Source organism: Streptomyces sp. NPDC002623 (assembly GCF_053592635.1).
This window is the reverse complement of sequence record NZ_JBSFWB010000057.1, coordinates 1-14,317: the sequence shown is the minus strand read 5'-3', so window position 1 is coordinate 14,317 and position 14,317 is coordinate 1. Positions and strand designations below refer to the sequence as shown.

At 72.8% G+C, this 14,317-nt stretch carries 14 protein-coding genes and 1 rRNA gene; 2 read left to right on the top strand and 13 right to left on the bottom strand.

The window, feature by feature from the left end; translation table 11 throughout:
* Positions 1 to 14: 14 nt before the first annotated feature.
* The 6 genes from ACWD4O_RS45510 to ACWD4O_RS45485 form a co-directional block, all read right to left on the bottom strand.
* Positions 15 to 1,142: a glycosyltransferase family 4 protein gene (locus tag ACWD4O_RS45510; RefSeq protein ID WP_451288975.1), complete on the bottom strand. Its 1,128-nt coding sequence runs from the start codon at positions 1,140 to 1,142 to the stop codon at positions 15 to 17.
* A gap of 297 nt (positions 1,143 to 1,439) precedes the next feature.
* A complete protein-coding gene (locus tag ACWD4O_RS45505) occupies positions 1,440 to 2,222 on the bottom strand; it encodes a hypothetical protein (protein ID WP_451288974.1) in 783 nt (260 codons plus the stop codon).
* 16 nt (positions 2,223 to 2,238) lie between these two features.
* Positions 2,239 to 3,957: a DNA repair protein RecN gene (gene recN, locus ACWD4O_RS45500; protein WP_451288996.1), complete on the bottom strand. Its 1,719-nt coding sequence runs from the start codon at positions 3,955 to 3,957 to the stop codon at positions 2,239 to 2,241.
* Positions 3,958 to 4,105: 148 nt separating this feature from the next.
* Complete coding sequence (locus tag ACWD4O_RS45495; protein ID WP_451288973.1) at positions 4,106 to 5,011, bottom strand: NAD kinase; 906 nt, start codon at positions 5,009 to 5,011, stop codon at positions 4,106 to 4,108.
* Positions 5,008 to 5,823 (bottom strand): TlyA family RNA methyltransferase, encoded by an 816-nt coding sequence (locus ACWD4O_RS45490; protein ID WP_358806235.1) that lies wholly within the window; start codon positions 5,821 to 5,823, stop codon positions 5,008 to 5,010. Before ACWD4O_RS45490 ends, ACWD4O_RS45495 begins: the two co-directional genes overlap by 4 nt.
* Positions 5,824 to 5,830: 7 nt before the next feature.
* Positions 5,831 to 6,127: a hypothetical protein gene (locus ACWD4O_RS45485; RefSeq protein WP_451288972.1), complete on the bottom strand. Its 297-nt coding sequence runs from the start codon at positions 6,125 to 6,127 to the stop codon at positions 5,831 to 5,833.
* 42 nt (positions 6,128 to 6,169) lie between these two features.
* On the opposite strand from ACWD4O_RS45485, the gene ACWD4O_RS45480 reads away from it, so the two are divergent.
* On the top strand, positions 6,170 to 6,517 hold the full coding sequence (locus ACWD4O_RS45480) for an alkyl sulfatase C-terminal domain-containing protein (RefSeq protein ID WP_451288971.1): 348 nt from the start codon (positions 6,170 to 6,172) through the stop codon (positions 6,515 to 6,517).
* Here ACWD4O_RS45480 and ACWD4O_RS45475 read toward each other — a convergent pair.
* From ACWD4O_RS45475 to ACWD4O_RS45460, 4 genes are all read right to left on the bottom strand, one after another.
* Positions 6,501 to 7,367: an ABC transporter ATP-binding protein gene (locus tag ACWD4O_RS45475; protein ID WP_451288970.1), complete on the bottom strand. Its 867-nt coding sequence runs from the start codon at positions 7,365 to 7,367 to the stop codon at positions 6,501 to 6,503. The genes ACWD4O_RS45480 and ACWD4O_RS45475 overlap by 17 nt on opposite strands.
* Entirely contained in the window at positions 7,364 to 8,446 is a 1,083-nt protein-coding gene (locus tag ACWD4O_RS45470) for a FecCD family ABC transporter permease (protein ID WP_451288969.1), read from the bottom strand. The genes ACWD4O_RS45475 and ACWD4O_RS45470 overlap by 4 nt, the downstream gene beginning before the upstream one ends.
* Complete coding sequence (locus tag ACWD4O_RS45465) at positions 8,443 to 9,486, bottom strand: FecCD family ABC transporter permease (protein WP_451288968.1); 1,044 nt, start codon at positions 9,484 to 9,486, stop codon at positions 8,443 to 8,445. The genes ACWD4O_RS45470 and ACWD4O_RS45465 overlap by 4 nt, the downstream gene beginning before the upstream one ends.
* A 176-nt stretch (positions 9,487 to 9,662) precedes the next feature.
* Entirely contained in the window at positions 9,663 to 10,691 is a 1,029-nt protein-coding gene (locus tag ACWD4O_RS45460; RefSeq protein WP_451288967.1) for an HAD hydrolase-like protein, read from the bottom strand.
* A gap of 94 nt (positions 10,692 to 10,785) precedes the next feature.
* On the opposite strand from ACWD4O_RS45460, the gene ACWD4O_RS45455 reads away from it, so the two are divergent.
* The gene (locus ACWD4O_RS45455; protein WP_451288966.1) at positions 10,786 to 12,069 is read left to right on the top strand and encodes a DUF1015 domain-containing protein; all 1,284 of its coding nucleotides are present in this window, start codon (positions 10,786 to 10,788) and stop codon (positions 12,067 to 12,069) included.
* A gap of 50 nt (positions 12,070 to 12,119) precedes the next feature.
* Here the strand turns inward: ACWD4O_RS45455 and ACWD4O_RS45450 are convergent, their stop codons facing one another.
* The 3 genes from ACWD4O_RS45450 to rrf form a co-directional block, all read right to left on the bottom strand.
* Entirely contained in the window at positions 12,120 to 12,905 is a 786-nt protein-coding gene (locus tag ACWD4O_RS45450; RefSeq protein WP_451288995.1) for a hypothetical protein, read from the bottom strand.
* The gene (locus ACWD4O_RS45445; RefSeq protein WP_451288998.1) at positions 12,797 to 14,023 is read right to left on the bottom strand and encodes a hypothetical protein; all 1,227 of its coding nucleotides are present in this window, start codon (positions 14,021 to 14,023) and stop codon (positions 12,797 to 12,799) included. The genes ACWD4O_RS45450 and ACWD4O_RS45445 overlap by 109 nt, the downstream gene beginning before the upstream one ends.
* A gap of 189 nt (positions 14,024 to 14,212) precedes the next feature.
* Positions 14,213 to 14,317: ribosomal RNA gene (gene rrf / locus ACWD4O_RS45440) — 5S ribosomal RNA — on the bottom strand; the annotation flags it as partial.

The following is a 14,317-nucleotide window of genomic DNA, read 5'->3' as shown; positions in this document are numbered from 1 at the left end:
CGGCCCCCGCCGGCTCAGCTCATCGGACGGGGCCGGGTCAGCTCGTCGTAGACGCTGAGCACCTGGGCGACCGTCTCGTCCTCGGTGGGCCAGGTGGCCGCCTGCCGCGTGCCCAGGTCCCGCAGCAGCTCGGCCCGTTCGGGATCGCCGAGCAGTCGTTCGACGGCGGCGGCGAAGGCCTGCGCGTCGTCCGGCGGCACCAGTTCGGCCGCGTCGCCGACGAGTTCGCGGATGCCGCCCGCCAGCGCCGCGACGAGCGGCACACGCGCGTGCAGGGCCTCCTGCGCGAGGACCGAGCGGGACTCCCCGCCGCCGGGCAGGAGCGCGAGGTCGGCGGCGGTGAGCAGCTCGCTCACGTCGTCCCGCCGCCCGACGAGCCGGACCGGCAGCTCCTCGTCCTCGATACGGCGCTGCAGCTCCGCCCGCTGCGGCCCCTCCCCCGCGATCACGACCAGGGGCGCGGGGTCCAGTTGCCGCCACGCGCGCGAGGCGTCCAGCAGCAGGTCGTAGCCGCGGTGGCGGTCCAGGGAGCCGACCGCCATGAGCAACGGGCGGCCGACGGCGCCGAGTTCGGCCCGCATCTTCGGGGGCGGCAGCTCGGACTCCTCGCTCCCCTCGCCGCGACCGGGCCCGGGCAGCGCCACGGCGGCGAGCCGCGCGTCGCGGGCGCCCGTCCGGCGGGCCCGGTCGACCAGGTCGGAGGTGGTGCCGAGGACCACGGCGGCCGTCCGCGCGACCCGCCGCTCGAGCAGCCGCAGCAGATGGGCGCGGGCGCCCTCGGCGTGCGCACGGTTGTGCCAGGTGACGACGAGCGGGGTGCGTCGGCCGCTGAGCGCGAGGACGGCCCGGAAGGAGGCGTGCAGCCCATGGGCGTGGACGAGGTCGGCGTCCGTGCAGGCCGCCCGGAGCGCCGCCACGGACCCCGGGTCGCTGCTGCGCGGCACGTGCACGTGTTCGGCTCCGGCGCCCGTGAAGTCGTAGGTGTGATCGGCCTCGGCAGGGGCGCAGACGGTCACCCGTACGCCCCGAGCGACCAGCCCCGAGGCCAGGGAGCGCACGTGCGCGCTGCTGCCGGCGTTGCCGCCGCCCAGCACCTGCACGGTGCGCAGCGACGACTGGCCGTGCGGTGAGTGGCTGCTCACGTGGCCGGGGCTCCTGGTTCGGCGTCGGACGGTCACGAAGAAACGTACAGAGGGGACCGGGCGGAGGGGTGGACCGCTGACGTTCCTCCACGTACTAGCCCAAGGATGCCAGCACGTACGGGTGTTCCGTGCCGCCCAGCGCCCGACCACCCGGCGACAGACCCCCGTTCATCACCCACACGGGTGAAGGAAGCCAGGGTTCCGTTCGAATACCCGAGTCTCGAAGACCCGACTCCCGACTACCAGCTCACAACTGCCCGAGTCTCGACTACCGACTCACGACCGCCCGACTCCCGACTACCCGAGCCCGGACCTCGCCGCCGCGCTCACCTTCTCCCCGTACACCGCCGCGGCCACGACTGCGGCGGCATGCGCGATCAGCCCCACGCGCCCGTTGCCGGCCACTGCCGCCGCCCCGAGCAACGCGCCCAGCGCATGCGCCCCGCTGTCGCCGAGCATCTCCCGCCCACCGAGATCCGCAGGCAACACGGCGACGGCGGTCCCGACCGCCCCGGCGGACAGCTCCCCGGCGGCCCCCGAACGCAGCAACCCCGGCAGCCCCAGGACCAGTACGGCACCGGCCGCCCGCCCGGGGCGCACGTCCACGAGGTTGACGAAATGCGCGGCCCCCGCGATCACCACCCCGGCGAGCGCCCTGTCCAGGGGCCGCTCCTTCAGCAGCGCCCCCGCCGCCAGCCCGGCCGCCGAGATCCCGAACAGCTTCACCGCGCCGCTCGTGACCTCGCCCTGGCGCAGCGCGCCCAGATGCGCCCGGAAGCCCCGCCGGGAATCCCCGACGCCGACGACGTCGTCGTACGCCCCGCAGGCCCCCGCGGCCGCCACGGCGAGTGCGGCGGCCGGAGCCACCCGCCCGGCCGTGACCGCGGCGCCCAGCGCGGCGGCCGGGCCGGGATACAACCCGACCGTCCGCCCCAGATGGTTCTCCCGCTCCCAGCGGAGCCGCCCGCCGGGGGCCGAGGCCCGCAGCGCCGCCGTCGCCGCCCGGGTCACGACGGCCGCCAGCGCGAAACCCGCGCCACGGCCCCCGCCCGCCGACTTCACAACGCCCGTCCGAGACATCCCCGCCGTGCCTGCGCTATCCGTCCGCGCGAGCCGTGGCCAGCAGCTCCTCCGCGTGTGCCCGGGCCGTCTCGGAGTCCTCCTGGCCCGCGAGCATCCGGGACAGCTCCCGGATCCGATCCTCGCCCTCCAGGACCTTCACGCCGGACCGGGTCACCGACCCGTCGTTGGTCTTCTCCACCAGGAGCTGCCGGTCGGCGAAGGCGGCGACCTGCGGAAGGTGGGTGACGACCACGACCTGCGCGCTCTTCGCGAGCTTCGCGAGCCGCCGCCCGATCTCGACGGCCGCCTTGCCGCCCACGCCCGCGTCGACCTCGTCGAAGAGGTACGTCGGCACGGGATCCGTCCCCGCGAACACCACCTCGACGGCGAGCATCACGCGCGAGAGCTCACCGCCGGACGCGCCCTTGGCGATGGGCCGCGGCGGCGCGCCCGGGTGCGGGGCGAGCAGCAGCTCGACCTCGTCCACGCCGGCCGGCCCGTAGGCGACCGGACGCCCGCCCACCTCGACGCCCTCCGGGTCCTCGGTCTGCCGGATGTCGAACGACACGCGCGCGTGCGGCATCGCCAGGGAGGCCAGCTCGGCGGTCACGGCGGCGGCGAACCGCGCGGCCGCCTCGGTGCGCGCGTCCGTCAGCGCCTGCGCCAGCCCGCCGAGTTCGGTGCGCAGCGCGTCCCGTTCGGCGGTCAGCTCGTCGATGCGCTCGTCGTCGCCGTCCAGCTCGGTCAGCCGGGCGGCGCTCTGCTCGGCCCAGGCGAGGACGGAGTTCACGTCCTGGCCGTACTTGCGGGTGAGCGCGGTGAGCGCGGCCCGCCGCTCCTCGACGGCCGACAGCCGCAGCGGATCGGCGTCGAGATCGTCGGCGTACCCGGCGAGCTCGCCGGCCACATCGCCCAGCAGGATCCCGATCTCCCCGAGCCGGTCGGCGAGCGCGGACAGTGCCGGATCGTGCGACCTGACGGCCTCCAGGGCCCGCTGTGCGCCCGCGACGAGCGTGGCGGCGTCGATGCCCTCGGGATCCTCCGGATTGCCGGCCAGAGCGGCGTGCCCGGCCGTCGCGGCGGACGACAGCGCCTCCGCGTGCCCGAGCCGCTCGGCCTCCTCCGACAGCTCCACGTCCTCCCCGGCGCGCGGTTCGACGCCGGCGATCTCGTCGAGCCCGAAGCGCAGCATGTCGGCCTCCTGGGCCCGCTCACGCGCGCGTGTGACGATCTCCTCCAGCTCGACGGCCACGGCCCGCAGCCGCCGGTAGGCCTCGGTGTACTTGGCGAGCGGCACGGTCACCGCGTCGCCCGCGTACCGGTCGAGCGCCTGCCGCTGCCGGGACTGCTTCAGCAGCCCCTGCTGGTCGGTCTGTCCGTGCACCGCCACCAGTTCGTCGGCGAGCTCGGCGAGCACGCCCATGGGCACGCTCCGCCCGCCCACGTGCGCCCGTGACCGCCCCTCGGCGGAAACGGTACGGCTGATGAGCAACGCCCCGTCGTCGAGCTCGGCCCCGGCCTCCTCGGCCCGGACGGCCACCGAGGCGCCCGCGGGCAGGCTGATGCGCCCCTCCACGACCGCCTTCTCGGCGCCGATCCGCACGAGCGCCGGGTCCGCGCGCCCGCCGAGCAGCAGTCCGAGGCTGGTGACCACCATGGTCTTGCCCGCACCCGTCTCACCCGTGACGGCGGTGAAGCCGGGCGACAGCTCGATGACCGCGTCGTCGATGACTCCGAGCGACCGTATCCGCATCTCCTCCAACACGGACAAGACCTTACGAGGTCGGGGGGCGGGAGTGCGACGCCCCCCGCCCCCACAGCGAGAACCAGCAGGTGGGCGAAAGCGGAGGGCCTTCACTTATCACCCACCCGAGTGCACTCGCCCCACCCGCGCGGGGTTGCTAGTGCCGCGCCCCGCGCCATCCCGAGACGGGCAGCGCGAACTTCGCCACCAAGCGGTCGGTGAAGGAGGCGTGGTGCAGGCGGGCCAGCCGCACCGGGACGCTGCCCCGCCGCACCTCGACCCGGGCCCCCGGAGGCAGCTCGAAGGTCCGCCGCCCGTCGCACCACAGGACACCGGGCGGGATGTGGGGCAGCAGCTCCACGGCGAGCACCGAGTTCGGCGAGGTCACCAGCGGCTTCGCGAACAGCGCGTGCGCGCTGATCGGCACCATCAGCAACGCCTCCACCTCGGGCCACACCACAGGCCCGCCGGCCGAGAACGCGTAGGCGGTGGACCCGGTCGGGGTCGACAGCACGATCCCGTCGCACCCGAAGCCGGTGACCGGCCGCCCGTCGATCTCCAGCACGACTTCCAGCAGCTTCTCGGCGCCCGCCTTCTGCACGGCCGCCTCGTTCAGCGCCCAGTCCGTGTGCACGATGTCCCCGTTGCGGTGCACGACGACGTCGACGGTCATCCGCTCCTCGACCTCGTACGCCTTCGTCACCACCCGGTCGACGACCTTGTCGAGGTCGTCCCGCTCGGCCTCGGCGAGGAAGCCGACGCTCCCGAGGTTGACGCCGAGCATGGGCACCCCGGACGCCCGCGCGAACTCCGCGCCGCGCAGCAGTGTGCCGTCACCGCCCAGGACGATGAGCAGCTCACACCCCTCCAGGCACTGCGGGGTGGCCTCGGAGACCAGCTCCACCTCGTCCGGCAGCGGCAGATCAGCGGCCTCGTACTCCAGTACGCGCACCCCGATGCCCTCGCGGAGCAGCCCCTTGACCACCAGCTCGGCGCTGCGAATGGCCGCGGGCCGCCCGGTGTGGGCGAGCAGGAACACAGTACGAGCTCGGTTCAGACTCAACGCGGCCCCTCCGCAACTGCACGGTCGACATCGGCCGGGTCGAGGGCAGGCGCCCCCGCCCGGAGCCACAGAAAGTACTCGACATTGCCCGAAGGCCCGGGCAGCGGGCTGGCGGTGACACCCTTCACGCCGAGCCCCAGCTCCCACGCCTTCCCGGCCACGCCCCGCACGGCCTCCGCCCGCAGCTGCGGACTCCGTACGACACCTCCGCTGCCGAGCCGTTCCTTCCCCACCTCGAACTGCGGCTTGACCATCATCACCAGGTCCGCGTCCGGCCCGGTGCACCGGGCCAGGGCGGGCAGCACCAGCCCCAGCGGGATGAAGGACAAGTCCCCCACGACAAGATCCACAGGCTTCCCATCGATCGCTTCAAGCGTCAACTCGCGTACGTTCGTACGGTCCTTGACGGTGACGCGTTCATCGCTCTGCAGAGACCATGCGAGTTGTCCGTATCCGACGTCGACCGCGACCACGTGCACCGCACCCGCCCGCAGCAGCACATCCGTGAAACCGCCGGTGGACGCGCCGGCGTCGAGCGCCCGCCGCCCCTCCACCACGAGCCCCTGCGGCACGAAGACCTCCAGCGCGCCGGCCAGCTTGTGGCCGCCACGGGACACGTAGTCGGGGTCGTCGTCATCGACGGAGACGACGATCGCGGCCGCCGTCTCCACCTGCGTGGCGGGCTTGGTCGCGACGGTCCTGCCGACGGAGACCCGCCCGGCGGCGATCAGCTGGCCCGCATGCTCGCGCGAGCGCGCGAGCTTCCGGCGGACCAGCTCCGCGTCCAGACGGCGACGTGCGACTCCTGCCACGTTCGGTTCAGCTCCTAGTGCCGTACGAGGTCGGGGGCGCCGGTGGTCCCGGGCGGGCGTCGAGCGCGGTGAGCGCGTCGCGCAGCCCCCGGTGTACATCCTCGTACACCTCGAGATGTCCGTCCGTGGCGAGGTGGTCCGCGTCGGCCAGCCGCTCCAGCTGCGCGTCCACCTCGGCATTGCCGGTGGCGACGCGCGGGACGGCCACCGGGGCGGGAGCGGCCGGGTCTGGCTCCGGCTCCCGCGCCTCGGCCACGGCCTCCGTCCCGATCCCCGCACCCGTCTCCGGCACTGTGTCGCTCATGCCCAGACGCTACCGCGAACCCCTGGGGTACCGTCGATCACGATGGCCACGATCGAGGAGTGCCGTGCCGCACTCGAGAAGCTCTCCGACAACATGCAGGGCGCCGAAGGCGACGTCCGCACGGCCGCTGCCCTGGACCGCTCGGTGAGCTGCCGGATCACCGACCTGGACGTCACGTTCGTCGGCCGGATGACAGGCGGCCGGATCGTGGTCCACGACACCCTCCAGGGGCCTCCCCGCGAGAAGGCCCAGATCAGGCTGACCATGACCGGCGACGACCTGGTCGCGCTGGTCGCCGGCGAGCTGAACTTCGCGAAGGCCTGGGCCTCGGGGCGGGTCAAGCTGGAGGCCGGCCTCAGGGACCTGTTCCAGCTCAGGAAGCTTCTTTAGCGACCACACGCGCGCGTGCCCTGCGCGCCGCCGGCACCACCAGCGGCGTCCCCGTCTCCGGGTCGTCGATGACCTGGCAGCGCAGCCCGAAGACCTCCTCCACCAGCCCGGCCGTGACGACGTCCGCCGGCGCGCCCTGCGCGATGACCTCGCCGTCCTTCAGCGCGATCAGATGGGTGGCGTACCGCGCCGCGTGGTTGAGGTCGTGCAGCACGGCGACGAGCGTGCGCCCCTGCTCCTCGTGCAGCTCCGCGCACAGGTCCAGGACGTCGATCTGGTGCTGGATGTCGAGATACGTCGTCGGCTCGTCGAGCAGCAGCAGCGGGGTCTGCTGGGCGAGAGCCATCGCGATCCACACGCGCTGCCGCTGGCCGCCGGACAGCTCGTCGACGAACCGGTCGGCGAGCTCGGCGACCCCGGTCTGCGCCATCGACTCCCCCACGACCCGCTCGTCCTCGGACGACCACTGCCGCAGGATCCCCTGGTGCGGGTACCGGCCACGGCCGACGAGGTCGGCGACCGTGATCCCCTCGGGCGCGATGGACGACTGCGGCAGCAGCCCCAGCGTCCGCGCCACCTTCTTCGCGGGCATCGACTGGATGACCTGCCCGTCGAGCAGCACCCGGCCCTGACTCGGCTTCAGCATCCGCGACAGCGCCCGCAGCAGCGTCGACTTGCCGCAGGCGTTCGGGCCGACGATCACGGTGAAGGAGTTGTCCGGTATCTCCACCGACAGCTGTTCGGCTATGACCCGCTGGTCATAGGCGAGGGTGACGTTCTCGGCGGACAGGCGGTTCACGGTGCTCCTCTGGATGTTCAGCCCATTGCTTGCAGGGGTGGCGCGGCTCATATCCGTCCCGCCTTGCGCTCGGTGACCAGCAGCCACAGCAGGTAGACCCCGCCGAGCACCCCGGTGACCACGCCCACGGGCAGCTGTCCGTCGCCGAAGAGCCGCTGCGAGCCCCAGTCGGCGACGACCAGCAGGGCGGCGCCCATGCACAGGGACGGCACGAGATTCGGCCCGGGCGACCGGGTCAGCCGCCGGGCGAGCTGCGGCGCGGTGAGCGCCACGAAGCTGACGGGGCCCGCCGCGGCGGTCGCGGCCGCGGTGAGCAGCACGGCGGCGACCATCAGCACCAGCCGTACGCACTCCACCCGCACCCCCAGCGCGTGGGAGACGTCGTCGCCCATCTCCATCATCCGCAGCCCGCGCGCGTTGGCGAGGACGAGCGGCACGAGCACGCAGGCCAGGGCTAGCAGCGGCCAGACCTGCTTCCAGTCCCGCCCGTCGAGGGTGCCGGTCATCCACACGACCGCACGGGCCGCGTCCACGAAGTCCGCCTTGGTCATCAGGTAGCCGTTGACGGCCGTCGCGATGGCCGAGAGGCCGATGCCGACGAGCACCAGCCGGTACCCGTGCACCCCCCGCTTCCACGCCAACAGGTAGATCAGGGCCCCGGTGACCAGGCCGCCCACCAGCGCGCCGACGGTCACCTGGGCGGCGCTCCCGGAGAACAGCACGATCATCACGAGCGCGCCGGCCGTCGCGCCCTGCCCGAGCCCCAGCACGTCCGGGCTGCCCAGCGGGTTGCGTGACACGGCCTGGAACAGCGCCCCGCCGAGGCCCAGCGACGCGCCGACGAGCAGCCCCACGATGACCCGCGGCAGCCGCAGTTCGTTGACGATGAACTCCTGCCCGGCGTTGCCGTCGCCGAGCAGTGTCCTCACGACGTCGCCGGCCGGGATCGGGAAGTCGCCGGTGCCGATCAGCACGACGCTCGCGGCGAGCGCGGCGAGGATCAGCAGCAGGACGACGATCAGCGCCCGCAGATCCAGCCGGACGGAGAGCCCACCCGGGGTACGCACCGCACGAGGGGACTTCGGGGCGGTCTTGGCGGTCTTCCGGGCGGTCTTCTGTGCGATCTTCACAGCTGGGCCGTCCTCCGCCGTCGTACGAGAAAGATGAAGACCGGGCCGCCGATGATCGCGGTGATGATGCCGACCTGGACCTCGGAGGGCCGGGCGACGACCCGGCCGATGACGTCGGAGCCGAGCAGCAGCACCGGCGACAGGACGGCCGCGTACGGCATGATCCAGCGCAGGTCGGGGCCGGTGAACGAACGCACGACGTGCGGGACCATCAACCCGACGAACACGATCGGCCCGCAGGCGGCGGTCGCCGCGCCGCACAGCACGGTCGCGGCGAGCATCGACAGCGCCCGGGTCCGGTTGAGGTTGGCGCCGAGCGCCTTGGCCGTGTCGTCGCCCATGGCCACGGCGTTCAGCGGCCGGGCGAGGACGAACGCGAGGAGCGTGCCGACCGCCAGGAAGGGCAGCACCTGCCGGATGGTCTCGTCGGTCGCCGTCGACAGCGAGCCCACCGTCCAGAAACGCATCCTGGAGAGCGCCGCGTCATCCATGATCATCACGGCCTGGAGGTAGCCGTAGAGCCCGGCGCTGATCGCGGTGCCGGCGAGCGCGAGCCGCACCGGCGTGGCCCCCCGGCTGCCGCCGAGGAACCAGACCAGCGCGCCGACGGCGGCCGCCCCGAAGAAGGCGAACCACACATAGCCGGTCAGGCTCGTGACGCCGAAGTAGGTGATGGCGGTGACGACGGCGGCCGAGGCCCCCGCGTTGATGCCGAGCAGCCCGGGGTCGGCCAGCGGATTGCGCGTCAGCGCCTGCAGCACGGCCCCCGACAGGCCCAGCGCGGCACCGACGAGCAGTCCGAGCACGGTCCGCGACAGCCGCTCGTCGACGACGACGTCCGCGTACGTCCCGGAGTCCTCGAACAGCCCGTGCCAGACCTGCGCGACGGACAGCTCCTTGGCCCCGATGGCGATGCTCGCCACCGCCACCACCAGCAGGATCGCCAGGGCGGCGAGCAATCCGACGGAACGTGGCGCCCGTCGGTTCGGGGGCGCGGAGGCGGTCTCCGCGCGCTGTTCGGGAACACTGTCGACCAACACGCAGTTAGGTTAGCCTACCCTCCTATTGCGCCTCGATCCTTGGTCGCTTCCGCCTCGATCCCTGGTCACGACCGTCGCCGGTCCAGCCGGTCCACAGGCTGAGGGCGACAGGTTCAGGGCGACACGTTCAGAGCGACACGTTCAGAGCGACACGTGCAGAGCGACAGGAACCCTCGTCACAGCCCCAGCCGCGCCAGCGCCTTCCCCCCGTCCAGCCCGCAGGCCCCGTCCCCCGCCGCCGTCCAGGCCGCCGCGCACAACGCCCGCAGCCCGTCCAGCGCCTCGCCGTCCCCGGCCAGCTCCAGAGCCTCCGCCCCCGCACTCGCCGTCCACCCACCGCAGCGGAACTCATCGCCCTCCGCCACGACTTCCGGCTGCCCGGTCAGCAGCCCGCGCAGATCGCTGTCGACATACGTCGGCCGGTGCTGTGGCGGCGCGGCGAGCAGCTGCGCGCCGTCGGTGACACCGGTGAGGACGAGCAGCGAGTCGACCTCACCGTTGAAAGCGCCCTCGATGTCCGTGTCCAGCCGGTCCCCGACCACCAACGGCCGCTCGGCGCCCGTCCGCAGGATCGTCTCCCGGTGCATCGGCGGCAGCGGCTTGCCCGCGACCTGCGGCTCGGCCCCGGTCGCGATCCGCACGACCTCCACCGCAGCCCCGTTGCCCGGCGCGATCCCCCGCCCGCTGGGAATCGTCAGATCCGTGTTGGACGCGAACCACGGCACCCCGCGCGCGACGGCGTAGGACGCCTCCGCGAACCGCCCCCACGGCAGATCCGGACCGCCGAACCCCTGGACCACCGCCGCCGGATCGTCGTCCGCCGACTCCACCGGCACGAGCCCCCGCTCCCGCAGCGCGACCCGCAGCCCCTCCCCGCCGATCACCAGCACCCGGGCCCCCGCCGGCACCTGCTCACTGATCAGCCGCGCCACGGCCTGCGCCGAGGTGATGACGTCCTCGGCCCCGGTCGGTATCCCCAGCTCGGTGAGATGCCCGGCGACCGTGTCGGGCGTCCGCAGCGCGTTGTTGGTCACATACGCCAGACGCATTCCGCCGGCCCGCGCGACGGCCAGCGACTCGACGGCGTGAGCGATCGCGTTCCCGCCCGCGTACACCACCCCGTCCAGATCGAGCAGCGCCGTGTCGTACGCCTCGCTCAGGGCCTGCCCACTGCCCTCGGGCCTCGTCCTGACGCTCCGGCTCATTGCACATCGCTCCTCGTTCGCTCCGCTTTCCCCCGATCATCCCGCATGCCACCGACAGAGGTACGCCCACATGTCCGCCCCGTACGATGCCGGGATGAACACTGCAGGTCACTCGGAAGCAACGGCGCCCCGAGGCCTGGAACTCACCCCGTTCCGAGGCCTGCGCTACGACCCCGACCGGGTCGGAAGCCTCGCCGCCGTCACCTCGCCGCCGTACGACGTCGTCGTACGCCCCGACGGCCTGCACCACCTCCAGGACGCGGACCCGTACAACATCGTCCGACTGATCCTCCCGCAGGCGACCACCCCCAGCGCCCGCACCGAACAGGCCGCCGACACCCTGCAACGCTGGCTGTCCGAGGGCGTCCTGACGGCCGACCCCGAGCCCGCCCTGTACGTCTACGAGCAGCGGCACGCCGACGGCATGCTCCAGCGCGGCCTCATCGGCGCCCTGCGCGTCTCGGAGCCGTCGGAGGGGATCGTCCTCCCCCACGAGGACGTCATGCCGCACATCGTCGCGGACCGCGCGGCCCTGATGCGCGCCACATACGCGAACCTCGAACCCCTCCTCCTCACCTACCGCGGCAACGGCGCCACGGCGGAGATCGTGGACCGCACGGCCGCACGGCCCCCGCTGCTCTCCACCACCACGGAGGACGGCTACAGCCACCGCCTCTGGGCGATCACCGACCCCGCCGACACGGCCCGCGTCCAGGAGGACCTCGCCCACCACCAGGCCCTCATCGCCGACGGCCACCACCGCTGGGCGACCTACCTCCGCCTCCAGGCGGAGCACCCCTCCCCCAGCCCCTGGGACCACGGCCTGGTCCTCCTGGTCGACACCGTCCGCTACCCCCTGCGCGTCCGCGCCATCCACCGCCTTCTGCACGGCCTGCCCGTCGCGGACGCCCTGGCCGCGCTCGACGGCCGGTTCCGCGTCCAGCGCCTGGAGCTCCCCCTCCCGCGGGCCCTCGAAGCCCTGGCGGACGCCGCCCGCGCGGGCAACGCCTTCCTCCTGGCGGGCGACGGTGCCTTCCACCTCGTCGACCGCCCCGACCAGGCCCTCCTCGACCGCACCGTCCCCACCGACCGCCCGGACGCCTGGCGCACCCTGGACGCGACGGTCCTGCACGCCACCCTCCTCGACCACATCTGGCACATCCCCGAGGACGACCCCACCCGCATCGCCTACATCCACGACACGGCGGCGACGGTGCGCAAGGCCCAACGCGACGGCGGAACCGCGGTCCTGCTCCACCCCGTCCACGAGGACGTCGTCCGCGACCTCGCCCGACAGGGCGTCACCATGCCCCGCAAGTCGACGTCGTTCGGCCCGAAACCGGCCTCTGGCCTGGTCCTGCGCGCGCTCGACGCCTGAACGCACGAAAGGGCGGGACCCGGTGACCCGGATCCCGCCCCTCACACAGCTCAGTCCTCGTCGCGGTCGGCCTTCTCCTCAGCCGCGTCCTCGACCGTCTCCTCGACGTCGTCCGCCGCCTTCTCGGCGACGGCCCCGTCGGTGTCGGTCTCGCTGTCGTCCAGAGCGTCGACGAAGTCCACCCCGTCCAGCTCGGCAAGCCGGTCGGAAGCGTCCGTGCTGCCGTCCCGGTCCGCCTCGACGGCCTTGGCGAACCACTCCCGCGCCTCGCCCTCACGCCCTGCGGCGAGCAGCGCGTCGGCGTACGCGTACCGCAGCCGCGCGGTCCACGGCTGGACGGAACCGGCGGCCAGCTCGGGGCTCTGCAGCGTCACGATGGCCGCGTCCAGCTGCCCCATGTCGCGCCGGGCGCCGGCCGCGACGAGCCGCATCTCGACCTGGCCGGCCTTGTCGAGCTTGTTCACCTCGGGCGCGCCGGCCATGTCCAGCGCCTTCTCCGGCCGCCCGAGCCCGCGCTCACAGTCGGCCATGACGGGCCACAGCTCCACGCCGCCGCTCATCCGCCGCGCAGCCCGGAACTCGGCGAGCGCCTCGCTGTACTTCTGGTTGGCGTACGCGGCGAACCCGGCCGCCTCACGCACGGCGGCGACACGCGAAGCCAGCCGCAGGGCCACCTTCGAGTACCCGTAGGCACCCTCGGGGTCCTCGTCGATCAGCCGGGCGACCATCACCAGGTTCTTGGCGACATCATCGGCAAGCGTCTTGGGCAGGCTCTGCAGCTCCTGCCGTACGTCCTTGTCGATCTCCTCGCCGGTGACGTCCTCCGGGATCGGCAGCCGCTTGATCGGCTCCCGGTCCCGGTCCCGCTCATCGCGGAACCGCCCACCGCCACCACGCCGGTCGTCACGTCGGTCGTCCCGACGGTCGTCGCGCCCGTCACGCCCACGGAAACCACCGGGACGGTCACCACGGTCGTCCCGACGCGGCCCACGAGCATCCCGGTCGTCCCGACCACGGAAGCCCCCGCGCTCCCCCCGACTGTCATCCCGCCGCACATAGCCACCGGGGCCATCGCTCCGCCGGTCGTCACGTCGGTCATCGCGCCGGTCGTCCCGACGGAAGGGGGGACGCTCGTCGCGCCGGTCGTCACGGCGGAATGCGGGACGGTCACCACGGTCGTCCCGACGCGGCCCACGATCACCCTCACGACGATCATCACGCTGGAACGCCGGACGAGACCCACGATCATCACGCCGCGGACCACCACCACGACTGTCATCGCGACGGAAGCCACCACGATCACCACGGTTGTCGTCACGACGGTCGTCACGCCGGTCATCGCGGCGGTCGTCCCGACGGAAGCCACCACGATCACCGCCACGGTCACGGTCGTCGCGGCGATCGTCACGCCGAACGAAGCCACCACCACGGTTGTCATCACGCCGGGGGAAACCGCCACCACGGTTGTCGTCACGTCGGTCGTCACGTCGGTCATCGCGGCGGTCGTCACGGCGGAAGGGGGGACGCTCGTCACGCCGGTCGTCACGACGGAACGCGGGACGGTCACCACGATCGTCCCGACGCGGCCCACGATCACCCTCACGACGATCGTCACGCTGGAACGCCGGACGAGACCCACGATCATCACGCCGCGGACCACTGCTACGACTGTCATCGCGACGGAAGCCACCACGATCACCACGGCTGTCGTCACGCCGGTCATCACGGCGGTCGTCACGGCGGAAGGGGGGACGCTCGTCACGCCGGTCGTCACGACGGAACGCGGGACGGTCACCACGATCGTCCCGACGCGGCCCACGATCACCCTCACGACGATCGTCACGCTGGAACGCCGGACGAGACCCACGATCATCACGCCGCGGACCACCACCACGACTGTCATCGCGACGGAAACCGCCACGCTGCTCACCACGGTTGGCACCGCGGTCGCCACGGTCCCCACTGTCCCGTCGCCGCTGGTCGCGCTCCGGTCGGTCGTCGGGAGAGTTGGTGGACATCGGTGACTCCTGTCTTCGGTACCGCAAACATTCTCGCGCAACCGGCTACCCGGCGCGCTCCAGAAAAGCAAAAAAGGACCCTTGGTCCCAGCTGAACGCTGGGACCAAGGGTCCTTCCAAAGATTGTTCGGCGGCGTCCTACTCTCCCACAGGGTCCCCCCTGCAGTACCATCGGCGCTGTAAGGCTTAGCTTCCGGGTTCGGAATGTAACCGGGCGTTTCCCTCACGCT